The following is a 19,005-nucleotide window of genomic DNA, read 5'->3' as shown; positions in this document are numbered from 1 at the left end:
AGCAAAAAATACCACCAATGACCAACAATTCAACGACCAACAATTACTTTTGCCACACTCAATAAAAAAAACAAAATGAATAAAGGTCCCATCTCTCAATTCGTCGATCATCATTACAGACATTTCAATGCTGCTGCTTTAAAAGATGCTGCTATAGGATATGAAACACATTTACTCGAAGGAGGAAAGATGCTTGTTTCTCTTGCGGGCGCGATGAGTACTGCCGAACTCGGAATTTCTCTTGCAGAAATGATACGCCAGGATAAAATTGCGATCATCTCTTGCACCGGCGCGAATCTCGAAGAGGATCTGATGAATCTTGTTGCGCATTCACATTACAAACGTGTTCCGAATTATCGTGATCTTACTCCTAAAGAGGAATGGGCTTTGCTTGAAAAAGGTTTGAACCGCGTAACAGATACCTGCATTCCGGAAGAAGAAGCATTCCGCCGTTTGCAGAAACATATTGTTGAATTGTGGAAAGACGCTGATAAAAAAGGCGAACGTTATTTTCCGCATGAGTTCATGTATAAAATGATCAACAGCGGAGTTCTGAAACAATACTATGAGATCGATCCGAAAAATTCCTGGATGCTTGCGGCGGCGGAAAAAAATATTCCGATCGTAGTTCCCGGTTGGGAAGATTCCACGATGGGAAATATTTTCGCGAGTTATGTGATCAAAAAAGAATTGACGGCCACGACCATGAAAAGCGGAATTGAATATATGGTGTGGCTCGCCGACTGGTACAGGAAAAATTCTTCCGGAAAAGGAGTTGGATTTTTCCAGATCGGTGGAGGAATTGCAGGAGATTTTCCGATTTGTGTTGTGCCGATGATGTACCAGGATCTTGAGTGGCATGATGTTCCGTTCTGGAGTTATTTCTGCCAGATCTCTGATTCAACTACTTCTTACGGTTCTTATTCAGGTGCCGTGCCGAATGAAAAAATTACATGGGGAAAATTAGACATCAACACGCCGAAATTCATTGTGGAAAGTGATGCGACGATCTGTGCTCCTCTTATTTTTGCGTGGATATTGGGATGGTAACCGCCTTTGGCGGATTTAAAATTCAGAATTCAAAAATTCGAGATTCAAAGATTCAAAAAGTAAACATTGTCGGAAGACGGATTTTTTTTATTCTTCAAATTTTCATTCAACAACAACGCGCTGAAAATAATTCTTTCCTCCGTTATTTATCTTCACCGCATAAACGCCTTTTGCATTTCCGGATAGATCGATCTCCGCATTCGCCTCTGAAATTTCTGATTGATAAATTTTTTCTCCGGCGAGATCATAAATTTCAATTTCAGTTTTCGTCCCGATAGCTATCGGGATCATTCCCATAATTCTGAATTTTCCATTGGAAGGATTAGGATAAACAGAAATTTCTTCAGCAATATTATTTTCATTCACAGAGGTAACCGTTGGCCCCCATTGCCAGAGATTATTGCTGAACGTGGAAGAAGTTCCTCCGCCCATGATGTATCCATAAATTCCAATGGAGAATCCCATTCCGTACGCAACATTTCCATAACCATAATTCGCCTGTTGCGTCCACGTGTTCGTTCCCTGGTCCCATTCCCAGAAATCGCGGAACTCAGCGGGAATACTGTCGACATTGTATCCGGTTCCCACATATCCTTTTGCACCAATGGAAAATCCAACTCCATAAATCCGCGCAGCTCCGGACAAACTTGCCATTTGCGTCCACGCATCTGTGGACTGATCCCATTCCCACAATTCAGAAGTGTAAGGCGGAGTTCCTCCCTGGAAACCGGTGCAGTGATATCCTTTATTGCCAATGGAAAATGCAACGGCCGCATATTTTCCTGTGCCTGGAAAATTCGATTTCACGATCCACGTATCGGAAGAAGGATGATATTCATACATATCAATTTTTGGCCCCGGCCCTTTTCCTGTGCCGATGTAACCCAAACTGTCAACGGAAAATCCTACAGCATCTTGTCTCGCGGTTCCCGGAAAATTTGCTTTCGGTGTCCATGTATTATTCGTTTGATCCCATTCATAAAAATCTTTTTTGTAAGCGCCATCGTTTCCTGTTCCTGCATATCCTTTAGTTCCGATGGAAAAACTTACCGCACCTATCCGTGCTGTTCCGGGAAAATTTGCCATTTGCGTCCACGCGTTTGTAACCTGGTCCCATTCCCAGAGATCATTTTTGTAACAGGCCGCCGAAAAACAATCGGCGCCGCAGGTAATATATCCTTTTGTGCCAATGGAAAAAGCAGTTCCGTACTGCCGGCCATTTCCGGGCAAACTTAATTTCGGTGTCCAGGTGCCTTGCGAAAAAAGTGCAGCGCAGAAAAATAAATTCAGAATAATCAGGACGTAATTTTTTTTCATGGGAACGATATTTTGTATTTGAAATGCGTCATTCAGGAAGAAGCTAATATAGGGCATCTCTAATAACTTCGAACTGCTGCGTAGGGCTACGTCCTCAAAATCCTCATTTACGAATAGTAAACTCCGGTTTTTCAGACTTGCCCGCCTTGCATTTCTGTGTTTTTAGAGATGCCCTAAAGTTCATTATAGGATTCTTCACTTTGAATTTGAAATAATTCAGGAACGGAGAAATTCATTATCCTGTGAAAAGGTTTTTTATGAATTGACTTTTGTAATTTCAACGCGTGGCAAAACTGAAAGCAAAACAAAAACAGGCAGCGGTAAAAACTGCGTCAGGATTTGTGTGGAAGGAAAATCATACGGCCTTGCTGCTCGGCGCATTCGCGTTTATTCTCTATGTGCAGACCATCAATTATGATTATGCGCTCGACGATATTGCGGTCATCCGCCAGAATAAATTTGTGCATCTCGGTTTCGGAGGAATAGGGCAAATTCTTCACACATTTTACTGGGCCGGATTCTGGGATACCAATGCAGGATTGTTCCGCCCTGTTTCACTTATTCTCTTCGCTGTTGAATGGGCTTTTGCTCCGGATAGCCCGCACGTTTTTCATTTTACGAATGTGTTGCTCTATGCGGTTTGCTCGTTTTTACTTTTCCGTACACTCCGGAAATTATTCCGCGACCTCTCCGTTTGGTTTTCCATTGGCGTAACACTACTGTGGATCGTTCTGCCGGTGCACACCGAAGTGGTGGCGAATATTAAAAGCGGCGATGAAATTCTTTCGCTCATTTTTTTCCTGCTCATGATGGATCGTTTCCTGAAATGGTGGGACGAAAAAAAAATAAAATCGCTTTTGTGGTCGGCATTTTTTCTTTTCCTCTCGCTGCTGTCGAAAGAAGGCGCTGTGCTTTTCATTCCAATGGCATTCTTCGCGATCTGGATGTTCCGTGAAAAAGAATGGAAGCAACTGGTGAAACCTTTAACTGTTTTTGCGGCGGTCACGCTGGTGTGGTACGTGTGGCATGCGCTCGTGATCGCGAATGCGCCTGTGAAAATGATCAGCTATGATCGCGGCGATAATTCACTGACGGCAGCGCACGAGCTCCTGCATCGTTTTGCAACGGCAATGAGCATGCAGGGAAAATATTTTCAGAAACTTTTTCTCGGTTACCCGCTCGCTTATGATTACTCCTACAATCAGGAACCCATTGTGGGGATCGGCGACCCGGTTACACTCATTGCAATCGTCGTTTGTATCGCCCTTGTTTATTTTGCTTTTAAAAAATTCAAAAGCGAACCGGTCATTTCATTCGGGATTATTTTTTACTTCATCACATTCGCGCTCACTTCCAATGTGCTCATTCTTGTTGGCGCAACAATGGCCGATCGTTTTCTTTTTGTTCCTTCTATCGGTTCAAGTATAGCGCTCGTTTATCTATTGATGAAATTCATGAAAGCAGATAAAAATATTTTATTAAGCAGCAAGATCATTTATTTTCTTCTCCCGGTATGTATTATTTACAGCTGGAGAACTTTTTCACGAAGCCAGGATTGGGAAACAGAAGCGAAACTTTTCACTGCAGATGCAGAAGTTTCGCCCGGGAGTGGGCGCGTGCGCCAGAATTATGGTATCGTGCTGATGAATGCTGCATTTGCAATAAAAGATAAAAATGATCCGCAGCGAAAAGATATGCTCGATCGTTCGTACGTTGAACTTACCACAGCGGCGAAGATCGACACCTCCGATTTCCGTTCTCTCTTGTGCCTCGGCCAGGTGGAATACAATCGCGGCCATTATAAAGAATCGGCAGCGTGGTCGAAAAACAACATCGATTTTTTTCATGTCAGAAAATATGAACCGAATGATCTCACCGTGTATTCGAATCTTTGCGACGCGTACATGATGTACCAGCGTTACGACAGCGCTGCGTGGGCGTGCGCAGGCGGACTGAAAGCAAATCCGAAGAATGATTATCTCAGTACGAATCTCGGCGAAGCGTATTTGAACATGCGCGATACTTTGAAAGCGATCGCGCAGTTTGAAAATTCGGTGAAGCTGAATCCGAAATCGGATCGTGCCTGGGATAAACTTGCGAATGTAAATGGAATGGCAGGAAATTATGATCGCTCTACAGCAGCATTTCTCGAATTGATAAAACTGCGTCCGCAGGATCCTTCTCCTTACCGGATGATCGAAACAAATTACCTGAAGCAGCACGATACGGCTGATGCGCAATATTATTTTGACCAGTACACGAAGATGGGTGGGAAATGATTTTTGATCGTTGAATGTTGATTTTGGATTGGATATCTAAAGCCGGCAAGACTTATTGCACGATAATCTTTTCCTCTGACTCTTTTCCATTAGCAATGCACCTGAAGAAGTAAATTCCAGGAGCAACATTCATATTCAAATTCAGGGTTTTTTCGCCGAGTGAATTTCTGTTGAGAATAATTCTTCCGGCAACATCAGAGATTTGCATCTGATAATTTTCATTCACATTAAGGTTTGTGATTTTGAAATTTCCATCAGAAGGATTCGGAATGATGCTGAAAGAAATTTCCTCATTGGAATGAATTGCATTCGGAAGGTCAACATAAATTATTTGCGTGACCGTAGAAAGGCATCCATTGGCACTCAACACTGTTAATGTCACTGTGTAATTTCCGATCGCAGAATAAACGTGTGTCGGATTCTGCAAATTGGAATTTGCACTTGCGTCACCGAAATCCCACGTCCAGGAAACCATCGGCGATCCGTCACTGCTCCACGAACTATCTGTGAACTGCGAAGTAAAACCGGAATAGAGTGTATCATTGACAATGAATGCTGCATAAACTTCTTCAATGGTAATAGCCATTGTTGTGGTATCGGCACAACCTGTATTCGGATCTGCAATGAGCGTGATCGTGTACGTTCCCGGATTTGCATACCCCCACGAAGGATTTGCTGCAGTAGAAGTATCACTCGTAGTAGAAGGATCTCCGAAGTCCCAGAAATAATTTGTTGCATTCATGCTGTTGTTCGTAAACTGAACAGTATTCCCATAGCAGGAAACTGCAGGAGCGAAAAATGAAGCGAGTGGAGCCGGCGGACAATTCACCACCACAAAAGGATAATCTCTTCTGATCTCGGAGATCTTTATTCCGTTGCGGAATTCTTCGCACAAAACTCCGTGCTGGTAATCGCCCACATTCTGCGGAGTGCCGGAAACAAATCCTGTTTGAGAATTCATAGTGAGATTAGGCCCGCCGCAGGAATTATTTGCGCCAAATCCTGCAACCCATGTAATGGGAGTGAACGTTGCAACACCGGAAGGAAACGTGGGAGCAGGATCACTGTACGGAGTGTAATAAGAAAACACAAGAGAATCTCCATCAGCATCTGTTGCAGCATAATTATAATTCATCGGCGTGCCCTGGCATTCGAATAGAGGAGGAGCAAGATTCCAGCGCGGACTATTATCAGGAGTGATGACAGTTGCATCCGGAATAAAAGTGTAGAGTGACATTCCTGTCGAAAGCGGATTTATGATATTGATCGTATTCGTGGGCCGGCAGCAATATTGAAAATAGAGATGATAGCCGCCGGGCTGTGCTGGAAAATTATTTACGATCTGCGTGTAGCATCCTTCTTCGTAACACAATCCAGGATTAGAAATACATGCAGGTAAATAAGAAGGAACAGGAACTGTTGAGTCGAGCGAAGTGGTGATACTTTTGTCGGGCGAGAATAAATTTCCATTCACATCACGCACCTGTATCGTTACTGTATTCGGCAATGTCGGATTTCCTGAGGAGCAATTGCGGTACAAACGAAGGGTTACTTCGTACGAACTTCCCCCGAGAGAACGGTACATGATAGTTCCGCCAACCACGTGCGTTGCAAAAGAAAAAAGAGGAAGAAAAAATAAAATGAAGAGTGAAAAATATTTTTTCATCGGGGGTTAATTTCCGAAAAGTTAAGAAAGAAAATTCTTTCGGTGCATATTCATTGGTACGAAAGTGGCCGCCTGCACTTCGATTCGCCGGGCAGGCTGCTTACTGCTGCTGACAACTGTCGCTATTTATTTCCACCTGTTCTGTCTTTCAATTCATCGGCGCCTGTTTTCGTTTCTGCTTTTCTTGTTGCTTTTGAATTTCCGAATGAGTAACGCACGCGCAGGTACACCCGCGGAGATTCCGGAACAAAACGAAGCGACATATCCTGGTTCTGGAAATTTATGGTAGCGCGCATTCCGTTCGAGCGGAAAATATCAGAAACATTCAACAAAACATTCAGCTGTTTATTGCAGAACGTTCCGGAAATTCCTGCACCGGTTCCCCATCTTTCTTTCATGTGAAAAATTCCGTACGTAGCAGGAGCATTGTACCATCCCCATGCCTGGAATTTTAAGTTACCTGGAAGAGAAACGGTGAGATTGCTTGACGCGGTCCATGTATTATTCCTGTTGTCAATGGTTGTTCCGTACAGCACCGAGGAATAACGATCATACATATAATTGAAATCATTTTCCATCATCAGCCAGTTACCAATAGGAACGGGACAAGAAAATCCGAGATAACCATGCTGAACTGTTTTCAGGTTCACTGTTGTTTTATAACCAATTCCGGTTGCATCTTCCTGCTGAGTAACATCAGTCATCGCATTGCTCACGAGACTTCCGCCGGCAGTAACAGTGAGTGCATCCATGAATGAATAAGTGATCTCCGCATTATTCACGATCTCCGGTTGCAAATAAGGATTTCCTTTTTCGTAAGTGTACCTGTCGAGGTAAGAAACGAAAGGATTCAGATCCATGTAGTCGGGGCGATTCACCCGGCGTGAATATGTATAATTCATTGCACTGTGTTTCCCGAATTTCTGCAGGATGAAAACACTGGGGAAAAGCTGGAAATAAGTTTTCGTGAGATGCGTGTTCACCGTCGGCGAATTTCCGTCGGAGATGGTTTGTTCTCCGCGAAGGCCGGCTTCGAATTGCCAGTTGCCGTAAGTGGCATAACCATTTGCATAAGCAGCGAGAATAGTTTCTTTGTAAATGAACTGGTTCGATTTCGTGGTATCATTTTCCCAGGTACTATTTACTTCGTTCTCGAATTTCATTGTATTGTCTGTTGCTACGTAGCTGCTCTTCACTCCCGATTCCAGTTTGTATTTTTTTCCGTACGGTTTTGTGTAATCCATTTGTTCCACATAAATATTCATTTTGGAATGCGTATTCATTCTCGAATAAGCCGTCGGGGAAATTTCGTTTCCGGAATTGTCGTAAGTGTTCAGCGTGAAATCAGAAGTGTTATCGATGTTGTAATAAAGCGCATCGGCGCTTGCAGATAATTCTGTTCCCAGTGTATCCAGTTTCTGGTCGAAATAAATATTTCCATTCAGGTTCTGGAAAATATTATTTTCCGTATTGCCCTGGTAAAGCCCCATTGTAGTATCGGAACCAACTGTTGAAAGCATAGTGGTATTGGTTGCAAAGTTTTTTTCGTTCGATAGCGATCCTTCCGTGCGCACGCCCCACGTAATGCCGTGCTTCGCGTACATATCCGCGCCCAGGCGTACTGTTTGTCCGAGCGGTTGATTTTTTTTCGAACTGAACTGGTTATAGTTCGTCGTGATATTATTGTAGGGAATATTCCTGTTGATGTAAAATCGTTCAATGTTATCGCGCCGGCCTATATCGTATTTTCCATAGACGTTGAATTTTTCTTTTGCATAATTAAAACCGAACCCTCCTTCGTATTTCGGATAAAATGCTTCAGCGATCCCGGCCCGGGCATTGCCATTGAATCCGAGTTGCGATCCTTTTTTTGTAACGATATTGAGAATGCCACCCGTTCCCTGTGCATCGTATTTTGCAGAAGGATTAGAAATGATCTGTACCGAAATCACATCTGCTGCAGAAATATTCTGGAGATAATTCACCAGCGCATCTCCTCCCAGGTAAGTATTCTTGTTATCGAAATAAACGGCCACTCCCGGTTTTCCACGAAGTGTAATGTTGTTGTTCGCATCGATCATCACGCCCGGAATTTTCGCAATAAGATCCCACGCTGTGCCGGAAATTTTCACCGGTGAATTTTCCACGTTCATGATCAGCATGTCTGGTTTCTGCTCGAATAAAGGTTGCGCGGCGCTGATCGTCACTTCTTTCATTTCTTTCTGCGGAACAAGAATGATGTCGGGTAGAACGGTTTGATTCGTTTCGCTGAACAGGATCGAATCGCGCGTGAATTTTTCAAAACCTGCCAGGTTCACCGTAAGAAAATAATTTCCGGGAACTATTTCTCCCAATGAAAAATTCCCGTTCTCATCCGTGGTGGCTCCTTTTGCCAGTGAAGAATCGCCGGAATTCAACAAAGTAACGATCGCGAATTGCAGTGGTTTCTTTTCCTGGTCGAGCACGCGCCCGCTGATGCCGGAGCCATTGAAACCGATTGCATAAGAATTGGAGAGATGAAAAAAGCAGGAGAGGATAAAGAGGAGGTTTTTCATAACGAGCGTTTGAGGTGATCGGCCACTTATCCTTTTCGCCGCAGGAGATCGTGTGCCGGTTTCCCTCTTAATGCAGAATGATCCATAAAGATACAGATGAAAAGAAAAGGACTCACTACCCACGATCTTTTGTTTCGCACGTGTCCCGTTCACTTTCGTAAATTAGCGCTCCAATTAATTCCACATGAAAAAAATATTATTCTCACTCGTTGTGCTGGTTGCCCTCGGATTATTCATGCAGCACGGAAATGCGATCGCATTCGATAATAAAGAACTTTCGCTGCGGGTCGATTCTTTTCTCACGGCTTATAACAATGAATACCGTCAGCTCAATATTGTTTCGAATGAAGCGCAATGGAAATTATTGACACATATTGTGGAAGGAGATACGGCTACTTCCAATGAAGCGCAACGTTCGGCAAATGATCTCGCTGCTTTCCAGGGCTCAGCTTCGGTCATCAAACTCACGCAGCAATTTCTCGGGCAGAAAGACAAACTTCAACCTTTGCAGGTAGAGCAGTTGCAGCACATTCTTTATTTCGCCGGCGGAAGTCCGCAAACGGTTGCCGATGTGGTGAAGGAAAAAATAAAAGCGGAAACAGAAGCTTCTGAAAAATTATACGGTTTCAATTATACCATCGACGGAAAATCTGTCACCACCAATGATATTGACGGAATTCTCATTACAGAACTTGACACGAATAAAAGACTGAAAGCATGGGAGTCGAGTAAAGAGGTCGGTAAAATTCTTCACGCTCCTCTCGAAAATCTTCGTGAGTTGCGCAATAAAACGGTGCAGGGGCTCAACTATCCCGATTTCTTTTCTTACCAGGTTGCCGATTACGGAATGAGCGCCGATACCATGATGACTTTGCTCCGCGGGATCAATGATGAAATTTATCCGCTGTATCGCGAGCTTCACACGTGGGCGCGCTACGAGCTCGCAAAAAAATATCATTCGAAAACTGTTCCTGATTTTCTGCCTGCACAATGGTTGCCCAATCGCTGGGGACAGGACTGGAGTGATCTCGTCACTGTGAAAGGAACCGATCTCGACAGCATTATTCACGCACGGAAGTATGATGCCGAATGGGTGGTGCAGGAAGCGGAACGTTATTATGTGAGCATGGGATTTCCTTCACTGCCGAAAACTTTCTGGGAGAAATCGAGTTTGTACCCAGTTCCGCCGGATGCCGGCTACAAAAAAAATAATCATGCATCAGCATGGCACATGGATTATGATCAGGATGTGCGCTCGCTCATGAGCGTAGAGCCGAATGCGCACTGGTACGAAACTACGCACCATGAATTCGGACACATCTATTATTATCTTTCTTATTCGCGTCCCGGTGTTCCTTACATTTTGCGCGAAGGTGCAAATCGTGCATTTCACGAAGCGCTCGGAACTATGTTCGGAATGGCGGCCATGCAGCAACCTTTTCTCGCCGGACTCGGACTTTCTGATCCGAAAGCGAAAGTAGATACGATACAGTCACTCATGAAAGAAGCGCTGCGTTACATTGTGGCGCTTAACTGGCAGGCGGGAACAATGAGTGAATTCGAATATGAATTGTATGCGAAAAATATGCCGGCCGATCAGTTCAACAAGCGCTGGTGGGAAATTGTGAAGCGAGAACAGGGAATTGTTCCGCCGTACACGAGAGATGAAACGTATTGCGATGCTGCAACGAAAACGCACATTATTGATGATCCCGGCCAGTATTATGATTATGCTTTGTCGACTGTACTTCAGTTTCAATTCCATTGCTACATCGCGAAAAATATTCTGCATCAGAATCCTGCTTTCACAAATTATTATGGAAATAAAGAGATCGGGAATTTCATTGGCGGAATGATGAGCGTTGGAGGGATCGGCGACTGGAGAACATTACTGCGTGAGAAAACAGGGAGTGACCTTACCGCAAAACCCATGCTCGATTATTTTGCACCTTTAATGGCTTACCTGAAAAAAGCGAATAAAGGCAGAAAATATACATTGCCTGAAAAACGAAAGCATTGAAATAATATTTCCCGGAATAAAAAAGCGAATTACATTTGACATTCTAAAAAACACACCCATGAAAAAATCCATCATCACAATTGCCGCTCTTGCATTTCTCTTCGCGTCCTGCGGTGGAAAAAAAGATGCAGACAAAACCAATAACCCATTTGAGAAATTGGCCAATGATGTCAAGAATCTTGACAACAACATCAAGACTTCTACCAATGCAGCCGATCAGAAACTCAAAGACCGTCGCGCAAAAGGTGACACCCTCGCAATGCCGTACGCAGATCTTATTAAATATCTTCCGACTGCCATCGATGGATATAAAAGTGAGGAACCGACGGGCAAAACTATGAACATGACCGGCATGAGCACTTCGAATGCAGAGGTCACTTTTACCAATGATAATGGAAACAGGATCCACATTTCAATCGTCGATTATAATGCAGCTTATTCCTATTACACCGGGCTCACCGCAATGTGGGCAATGGGAATGAGTATTGATTCTCCCGATGAAATTGCGAAAGGTGTTAAAATGGATAATGACATTGCAGGATGGGAAGAGTACAGGAAAAAAACAAAAGATGCGACAGTCACGCTCGGCATCGGCTATCGTTTCTATCTTCAGATCGAGGCCAGTAACCAGGATGGAACAGATAACATAAAAAATATTGCGAAGTCGATGGATTTGGCAAAACTCGCTTCTATGTAACGTTTTATTTTGAGATCAAAGTTCCCGCATTCATCGTGATTGCGGGATTTTTTTTAACCGGGAATAGTTGTGTTTTAATACAACCTGTTTTCTTTCATGATTTTTCGGAACGGCGGCTTACCGGCATTAAATCACCTCCGGTCCCGCTGTCGCTATTCCCGAACGCGTTCGGGAAAGTGCTTCCATCGGGGTTGTGAATTTCCGTCCGGTTCATCAAATTCTCACAATTAATCCGTCGACAGAATAAGCAACTGCACAGGAAAAATTCATTACTTCATCGATAAAAATGCAGGGTCGTATTGATTTTTCCATGAGACTGTTCATCATTTCCATTGCTAATAATTTGAAATTTCAGAAGAACGGCGTAAATTTCAATGTGCTTAATCCAGTGGCATGGAGAGCGCATAATTGAAACACACTCCGGGCACATGAAGAATAGATTTCTATTCGCATTCTTATTTGCATTTTCAGCTGTTGCTTTTGCGCAACATCAAAGTGCATATTCCACTTACATCATGGATACCGGCGATACGATGACCGTATCGAATAATCCAACGCCAGCAGCCAATAATAATAATCCGAATCAACCGCTCGCCTGCGCGTCAACAAACAATCTTATTCTTCCTTACAACACGAATAATGGCCAGCGCGGGATCATGTTCGATATTACTGCACTCTCTAACATTACCATCAATTGTTTCGATGTGAATATGGCCACCGGCACAACGAACGTCGAGATCTATTATAAAGTGGGAACACATGTTGGATTCACAACTACTCCCGGCGCATGGACACTCATCGGAAGCGCAAGCGTTGCCGGACTCGGAACAAACCTCGCTACTTACGTTCCGGTCAGTGTGAATGTGGCTGTCACCGCTGGGTGCACAGTCGCATTTTATATTACACGAACTACTGCCGGTGGGCCAATCGTCAATTATACCAATGGAACTGCAGTTGGATTTGTGTTCGCTTCGAATGCCGATCTCCAGGTGAAAGACGGAACAGGAAAAGATTATCCGTTCGCAGCAAGTTTTACTCCGCGACGTTTCAACGGAACGATCTATTACACGCTGAATTCTGCCGCTTCCGGCGGAACCATTACGGGACCCCTAACACTTTGCGCAGGTGCAACAGCATCGTATACTTATAATGGAAACGGCTGGACTTCTTTTGCATGGACAGTTCCCGCCGGTACCACCATCACTTCTGGACAGGGAACAGCGACTATCACCATTGTTGCCGGAAGCACACCCGGAAATATTTGCTGCACTCCATCGAGCGCTTGCGGCCCCGGTCCGCAAACCTGTATCGCTGTAACGCTTGCACCTTCGCCTACTTCCACTCAAACGTCAACGAATGTTTCGTGTAACGGCGGAAATAACGGAAGTGCCACCATAACGCCTAATCCTGCAGGCGCGTACACGTATGTGTGGAGTCCTAACGTTTCTGTCGCGCAAACCGCCTCTTCGCTTCCGGCAGGAACCTACACCGTGACCGCTTCCAACAGCGGAGGTTGTACTACAACACAAACCATCACTATCACGCAACCCACGCCTATTACAACAACGGCTTCACATGTGGACTTGCAGTGCAATAGTGTGAACAATGGTTCCGCAACTGTAAATCCTTCGGGAGGAGCCGGCGGCTATACTTATTCCTGGAGTCCTGCAGGTGGAAATTCCGCAACGGCGTCGAACCTTTCTGCACAAAACTATACCTGCACGATCACGGATGCCAGTGGTTGTGCTATAACACAAACCTTCACCATCACCTCTCCATCGGCCATGACGCTCACCACTTCCGCTACGCCTTCTGTTTGCGGAAGTCCGAACGGAACTGCAACCGTTAATGCCGCGGGGGGAGCCGGCGGCTATACTTATTCCTGGAGTCCGACGGGAGGAAATGGAGCAACTGCTTCCGGTTTGAACGGAGGCTCTTATGTTGTGACCGTAACGGATGCGAACGGATGTATATCAACAGCAACGGTGAATGTGGTCGGTGCGAGTACGCCAACTGTAACAGTCACCGCATCTGCGAATATTCTTTGTAATGGAAACAGCACCGGTTCTGCAACAGTTACACCTTCAGGTGGAAACGGGCCCTATACTTATTCGTGGTCTCCTTCCGGCGGAACCAATGCAACTGCAAATAATCTTTCGGCAGGAAGTTATACCTGCACGCTCACTGATGCGAATGGATGCACGTCAACAGATTCGGTTACGCTCACCGAACCGCCCTTACTTACTGCATCACTCACTTCGGTAGATATTTTATGCAATGGGGGAAATTCAGGAAGTGCAACCGTTACTGCAGCCGGAGGAAATCCCGCCTATATTTATTCGTGGTCACCTTCGGGAGGAAATGCAGCGAGTGCAAATAATCTCAGCGCGCAGTCTTACACGTGCACGCTCACGGATGCGAATGGATGCAGCACCACTTCATCAGTCACCATCACTGAGCCAACTGCATTGACAACAACTGCATCGCAGATCGATGAGTTGTGCAGCGGTGGAAATACCGGATCGGCAACTGTTAATCCTTCCGGTGGTGTTCCCGGTTACATTTATTCCTGGTCTCCTTCCGGTGGAAATGCGGCAACTGCTCCTAATCTCACTGCGCAATCGTACACGTGTACCATCACGGATGCGAATGGTTGTATTATAACACAAACCTTCACCATTACTGCGCCGGCCACTGTAGTTGCTTCTTCCGGTGCCTTGACCAATGTTTTCTGCAACGGACAATCGACAGGAGTGATCAATGTAAACCAGGCCGGCGGAGTAGGGCCTTACAGTTACACCTGGACTCCAAACGTTTCTGCTTCTAACAGCGCATCCAATATTGCTGCAGGATCTTACCAGGTAATGGTCACAGACGCGAACGGATGTTCATCCACGGTTACGATCGTGATCACTGAACCACCGGTTCTCACTGTACAAACTACTGTTGCGCCGACGGCAATTTGCAGCGGACAAAACGCTGTACTCACGGCGAATTCCGGAGGTGGAGTTCCTGCTTACACTGTGAATTGGTCACCGGGGAATCTCAGCGGATCTTCGCAGAATATTACCCCGGCAACAACAACAACTTATACTGCAGTAGTGACCGATGCGAATGGATGCACCGCCTCCAACTCAGTGACAATAACAGTGAATCCTGTTCCTGTTGCGAATTTCACTTCGGATGTTGTTGCAGGATGTGTTCCTGTTTGTGTGAATTTTTCCGATCAGTCAACTATAGCGAATCCGGGAGTAATCTCTGCATGGACATGGGATTTTGGTGACAGCAACACTTCTACTTCACAAAGCCCATTACATTGTTATACAACCTCAGGAAATTACACGATCATTTTCACTGTGAAATCTGTGGATGGGTGCCAGAATACAGTAACAATAACAAATTATATTTCTGTTTCTCCTATACCGGTTGCTGACTTCAGTTCTTCTCCACAACCCACGACGATCCTGAATCCGCAGATTTATTTCACCGATCTTTCGACCGGTGCAAATTCATGGAACTGGAGTTTCGGTGATGTGAATCAATCCGCTTCTTCACTGGAGAATCCATCTTTCGAATACGGATCACCGGATTGTTTCACAGTGCTGCTCACCGTCCAGAACCAGCAGGGATGTACGGACACGATCTCACATCCGGTTTGTATCGATTCGGATGTGACCATTTATGTTCCGAATGCATTCACACCGAACGGCGACGGAAACAATGAAATTTTCTATCCTGTTTGTACCGGCATTGATCCCGCAAAATTCCAGATGTGGATCTTCGATCGCTGGGGAAACATGATCTACTCGACCACAGATTACGCAAAAGGTTGGGACGGAAAAGTACAAGGTCATAGTGACATCAGCCAGGAAGATACTTATGTGTGGAAGCTGGTGACAACCGATATGAATGGAGCAACTCATTCGCTCATCGGTTCGGTGAACCTGATCAAGTGATGTCGGATTTTCCCTTCATTTTTATTAGTAATCTGTATTTCCCGGATCATTCTCATTAGAGATTTTAGTTTCACTATTGAAAAATGCTCAAAATTCAGGGGCTGGTTTTGTATTCGTAAGCAACAATGTTCTATATTCACAAGTCAGAACAAAGGCATTGTTACCTCTTTGATTCAAACACCGAAGCACCCCTTTTTAAAAAACCATCTTTTCGGGAATGATCATTTCCGTTCAACTCAACATAAAAAAAGCATGATGAAAAAATTACTTTTCATTTTCAGTTTTTGTTTGATGAGCAGTTTTGTTTTGCAAGCGCAAAACGTTCTGCTATTGTCAGAAGATTTTCAATCCGGCGGCGGCAATTTTACTTTGAATGGAAATGGCCCGGGATCGAATTTCGGCAACAATCAATGGATCGTTAACAACCAGTATTCCGGCGCGCCCACGTATCACAATACGATGAGCGAGGACAGCACTTACAGCGGAACAATTTCATTTGCTCCTTACAGCCAGAATCTTCACATCCATGATGCTCCTTCCGGAATTACCAATTGCAATTATGATCCGATCAGTAATTCCGATCGCTTTGCTTACATGACGAATGGCATGTGTACGATGGGAATGGATTCTGTTCATTTCAGTTTTTTCTATTTGTGTGAAGGTTCCGCTACTGCTTACGGTGAAGTTTATTACAGTGTAAATAACGGGCCGTGGACACAGATAGGATTGAGCCAGTACGGTAACAGATACAAATGGCAATATGAAGATATCACTAATCCTGCCTTCGCAGATGTTGGTAATCTTCGTTTTGGTTTCCGCTGGGTAAATACAATGGGGCCATCTGCCGATTCTGTTTCATTTGCGATCGATGATATTAATATTGCGGCTACTTACAATAACAACGTAACACTTACGGTCGATAGTGTTTCTCCGAATCCCGTTTGCCAGGGAGGAATACTTTTTATCTATTGGCATCTTTCAGACACGTTGTGCGATGGAACTTATTCCATCGATCTTTCGGGCCCCACTGGAATTTTTAATACCACCAATGCGTGGGTGACCAGTATTTTTTATCCGCAAACAAGCGGCGTTTTTGCAATCATACTTCCCAGTTCGTCAGGGCCGGGAAATTGTTATAAGATCCGAATAAGACGAACGTCGCCAACGCCGATTTTTACGGGAATAGCATCGGCGTGTTTTTCCATTGTCAGTTGTCCGAATGTGATCACCACTTTACAACCTGTGGTCACGTTTGACACGAATGCGGTGTGCGTAGGAAGTGCAATTGATGTTCCTTTCTATTCAACAGGAATTTATAATGCTGCTAATATTTATACTGCACAACTCTCGGATTCCAACGGAGTTTTTGCTGCAGCTCCTCCTATTGTCGGAACATTTGCTAATTCGGCTACCTATGATCCAATGCTGGGTTCTCCCCCTGGTTCTGTAAGCGGATTAGTGCCGAATGTTCCTGCGGGTTGCGGCTATTATATCCGTGTTGTTTCTTCCAATCCTGCAGTCATTGGTGCACCCTGGGGGCCTTTCTGTATCGGGCATTGTGATATCACTACGAATAATCATCAGGATCTTCATTTCTGCGTTACAGATTGCGCAATAGATCCTGCTGGTGCGGATTCAATTATTGATGTGACGGTGCATACCTATAACACAACGGCCGTTTACAATCCCGGAAATATTTTCGAAACGCAATTATTAAGTAGCATGACTTTCGCGCAGATCGGTGCCAATGGAATTTTAGGATCAGTTGCAGCTACTGGTGATACAACACTTGATGTTCATGTTCCGTGTAAGGATAGTTTACCGATCGTCGGAATTCCAGTTGGAATGAATTACATGCGTGTTGTTGCTACCAGTTCTACTGTTCCCGATAATTCATTGGGAAGTTTGATCAGGGTAACCATAGGTGCGCCTCATTCAAATGGTGAGACGATCACATCGTATGATTTCACGACCTTCACTCCGCGTGATACATTCTGCGTGGGAGATATTGTTGCGCTGTTTTTCTCCCCATATAATTATTCTGATAATTCCACTTACATGTGGTCTTGTAATGGAATAAATGGTGGAGTGCCATTTGTATCGCCATCCGGCGCCAACTCAAATTCGCTCTATGTGAGTCTCGGTGGTCCAGGCATTCTTACCTTCCAGGTTCAGGAAACAAGTTTCGGATGTGCGGGACCGTGGTCTCCTATTCATACAATAGTGGTGATCGGAAACCCGAGTACAGCGATCATAGGTCCGCATTTTGTTTGCCAGGGCGATACAAATACGTATACCACGTTGTTTAACAACAATACTTATTACAGCTGGACCACCAATGGCGGAGTTGTTGTCGACACAGCAAACAATGTGATCGATATGACGTATCCGAATACGGGTTCTTACAATATAACTATAACAGCAATAAATCAGTGTGCAATTGCATCATCTACGTTTGCTATTACAGTTAACCCATATCCAACTGCAAATGCAGGAAACGATACCGTGTTGTGCAGTAGTGGCCCGGTCACACTCAGTACACCGACAGGAGTAGGGTACAGCTACTCGTGGACAAGCGGCGCAACTATTATCGGTTCGGCTCACAACATTACTGTTACTCCAACTGTCACTACTACTTATGTAGTAGAGGTCATTGTTGTTGGTGGTTGTACCAGTTATGATACGGTCACAGTTTTTGTGAATACGATCAATGATAGTACTTCTACTTCCGTGTCAAGTTGCATTGTCAATGATGGAACTGCAACGGTGTACCCAACCAACGGAGATGCACCTTTTACTTATTTGTGGAGCGACGGACAAACAACTCAAACAGCAACTGGTCTCTCTTCCGGAGTTTATACTTGTCTCGTTACTGATGCATCAGGTTGTTCGGTGCTCTCGCAGGTTATTGTAGGAAGTGTGAGTACACTCAACCCGGATGCGGGAATTTTTACAACGATCAACCTCGGACAATCCACGCAATTGAACGGAACCGGTGGAGGAAATTATAGTTGGGCTCCGGCAGGAGGATTGAGTTGCACTACTTGTGCGAACCCGGTTGCATCACCAACGGTAACTACAACTTACACAATGACCGTTACCGATTCACTTGGTTGCACAGCCACAGACACGGTTACGGTTTTTGTTGACATACTCTGCGGTGAAGTATTTATTCCGAATGCATTCTCACCGAATGGCGACGGACAGAACGATATTCTGTATGTGCGTGGCGCTTGTATTAAGACAATGGATTTCTCGATCTACAATCGCTGGGGTGAACGTGTTTTCCACAGTACAGATCCGGCTTACGGATGGGATGGAGTGTGGCGTGGAGTTCCGTGTGAGAATGCTGTATTCACCTACGTGATCAGGGGATCATTGTTAGACGGGACACAAATTGACAAAAAAGGAAATGTCTCCCTGGTAAAATAATTTTCATTGGCGAACAATGATGAGAAAAGACAA

9 protein-coding genes are annotated in these 19,005 nt (G+C 44.7%); 6 read left to right on the top strand and 3 right to left on the bottom strand.

The window, feature by feature from the left end; genetic code table 11:
• Positions 1-75: 75 nt before the first annotated feature.
• Positions 76-1,050 (top strand): deoxyhypusine synthase family protein, encoded by a 975-nt coding sequence (locus HY064_01790; GenBank protein ID MBI3509366.1) that lies wholly within the window; start codon positions 76-78, stop codon positions 1,048-1,050.
• Positions 1,051-1,152: 102 nt separating this feature from the next.
• Here the strand turns inward: HY064_01790 and HY064_01785 are convergent, their stop codons facing one another.
• On the bottom strand, positions 1,153-2,367 hold the full coding sequence (locus HY064_01785; protein MBI3509365.1) for a T9SS type A sorting domain-containing protein: 1,215 nt from the start codon (positions 2,365-2,367) through the stop codon (positions 1,153-1,155).
• A 284-nt stretch (positions 2,368-2,651) separates the two neighbouring features.
• Between HY064_01785 and HY064_01780 the strand changes: the two genes are divergently transcribed.
• Positions 2,652-4,646 (top strand): glycosyltransferase family 39 protein, encoded by a 1,995-nt coding sequence (locus HY064_01780; protein ID MBI3509364.1) that lies wholly within the window; start codon positions 2,652-2,654, stop codon positions 4,644-4,646.
• A gap of 52 nt (positions 4,647-4,698) precedes the next feature.
• Here the strand turns inward: HY064_01780 and HY064_01775 are convergent, their stop codons facing one another.
• Both HY064_01775 and HY064_01770 read right to left on the bottom strand, forming a co-directional pair.
• The gene (locus HY064_01775) at positions 4,699-6,312 is read right to left on the bottom strand and encodes a PKD domain-containing protein (protein MBI3509363.1); all 1,614 of its coding nucleotides are present in this window, start codon (positions 6,310-6,312) and stop codon (positions 4,699-4,701) included.
• 122 nt (positions 6,313-6,434) lie between these two features.
• Complete coding sequence (locus tag HY064_01770; protein ID MBI3509362.1) at positions 6,435-8,867, bottom strand: TonB-dependent receptor; 2,433 nt, start codon at positions 8,865-8,867, stop codon at positions 6,435-6,437.
• A gap of 184 nt (positions 8,868-9,051) precedes the next feature.
• Here HY064_01770 and HY064_01765 point away from each other — a divergent pair, with 184 nt between their 5' ends.
• The 4 genes from HY064_01765 (at position 9,052) to HY064_01750 (ending at position 18,972) form a co-directional block, all read left to right on the top strand.
• Complete coding sequence (locus tag HY064_01765) at positions 9,052-10,887, top strand: M2 family metallopeptidase (protein ID MBI3509361.1); 1,836 nt, start codon at positions 9,052-9,054, stop codon at positions 10,885-10,887.
• 58 nt (positions 10,888-10,945) lie between these two features.
• Positions 10,946-11,584, top strand: a complete 639-nt coding sequence (locus tag HY064_01760) for a hypothetical protein (protein ID MBI3509360.1) — start codon at positions 10,946-10,948, stop codon at positions 11,582-11,584.
• Between the two features lie 428 nt (positions 11,585-12,012).
• Positions 12,013-15,540, top strand: a complete 3,528-nt coding sequence (locus HY064_01755) for a gliding motility-associated C-terminal domain-containing protein (GenBank protein MBI3509359.1) — start codon at positions 12,013-12,015, stop codon at positions 15,538-15,540.
• Positions 15,541-15,870: 330 nt separating this feature from the next.
• Entirely contained in the window at positions 15,871-18,972 is a 3,102-nt protein-coding gene (locus tag HY064_01750) for a gliding motility-associated C-terminal domain-containing protein (protein MBI3509358.1), read from the top strand.
• Positions 18,973-19,005 lie beyond the last annotated feature (33 nt).

Source organism: Bacteroidota bacterium (assembly GCA_016194975.1).
Classification (GTDB): domain Bacteria; phylum Bacteroidota; class Bacteroidia; order Palsa-965; family Palsa-965.
The sequence above is the reverse complement of the archived record's forward strand: the minus strand, read 5'-3'. Positions and strand labels throughout refer to the sequence as shown.

Excerpts from the sequence above, each read along its gene's own strand:
- HY064_01790 (MBI3509366.1), top strand. The coding sequence starts at position 76 with ATGAATAAAGGTCCCATCTCTCAATTCGTCGATCATCATTACAGACAT.
- HY064_01785 (MBI3509365.1), bottom strand. The coding sequence starts at position 2,367 with ATGAAAAAAAATTACGTCCTGATTATTCTGAATTTATTTTTCTGCGCT.
- HY064_01775 (MBI3509363.1), bottom strand. The coding sequence starts at position 6,312 with ATGAAAAAATATTTTTCACTCTTCATTTTATTTTTTCTTCCTCTTTTT.
- HY064_01770 (MBI3509362.1), bottom strand. The coding sequence starts at position 8,867 with ATGAAAAACCTCCTCTTTATCCTCTCCTGCTTTTTTCATCTCTCCAAT.
- HY064_01765 (MBI3509361.1), top strand. The coding sequence starts at position 9,052 with ATGAAAAAAATATTATTCTCACTCGTTGTGCTGGTTGCCCTCGGATTA.
- HY064_01760 (MBI3509360.1), top strand. The coding sequence starts at position 10,946 with ATGAAAAAATCCATCATCACAATTGCCGCTCTTGCATTTCTCTTCGCG.
- HY064_01755 (MBI3509359.1), top strand. The coding sequence starts at position 12,013 with ATGAAGAATAGATTTCTATTCGCATTCTTATTTGCATTTTCAGCTGTT.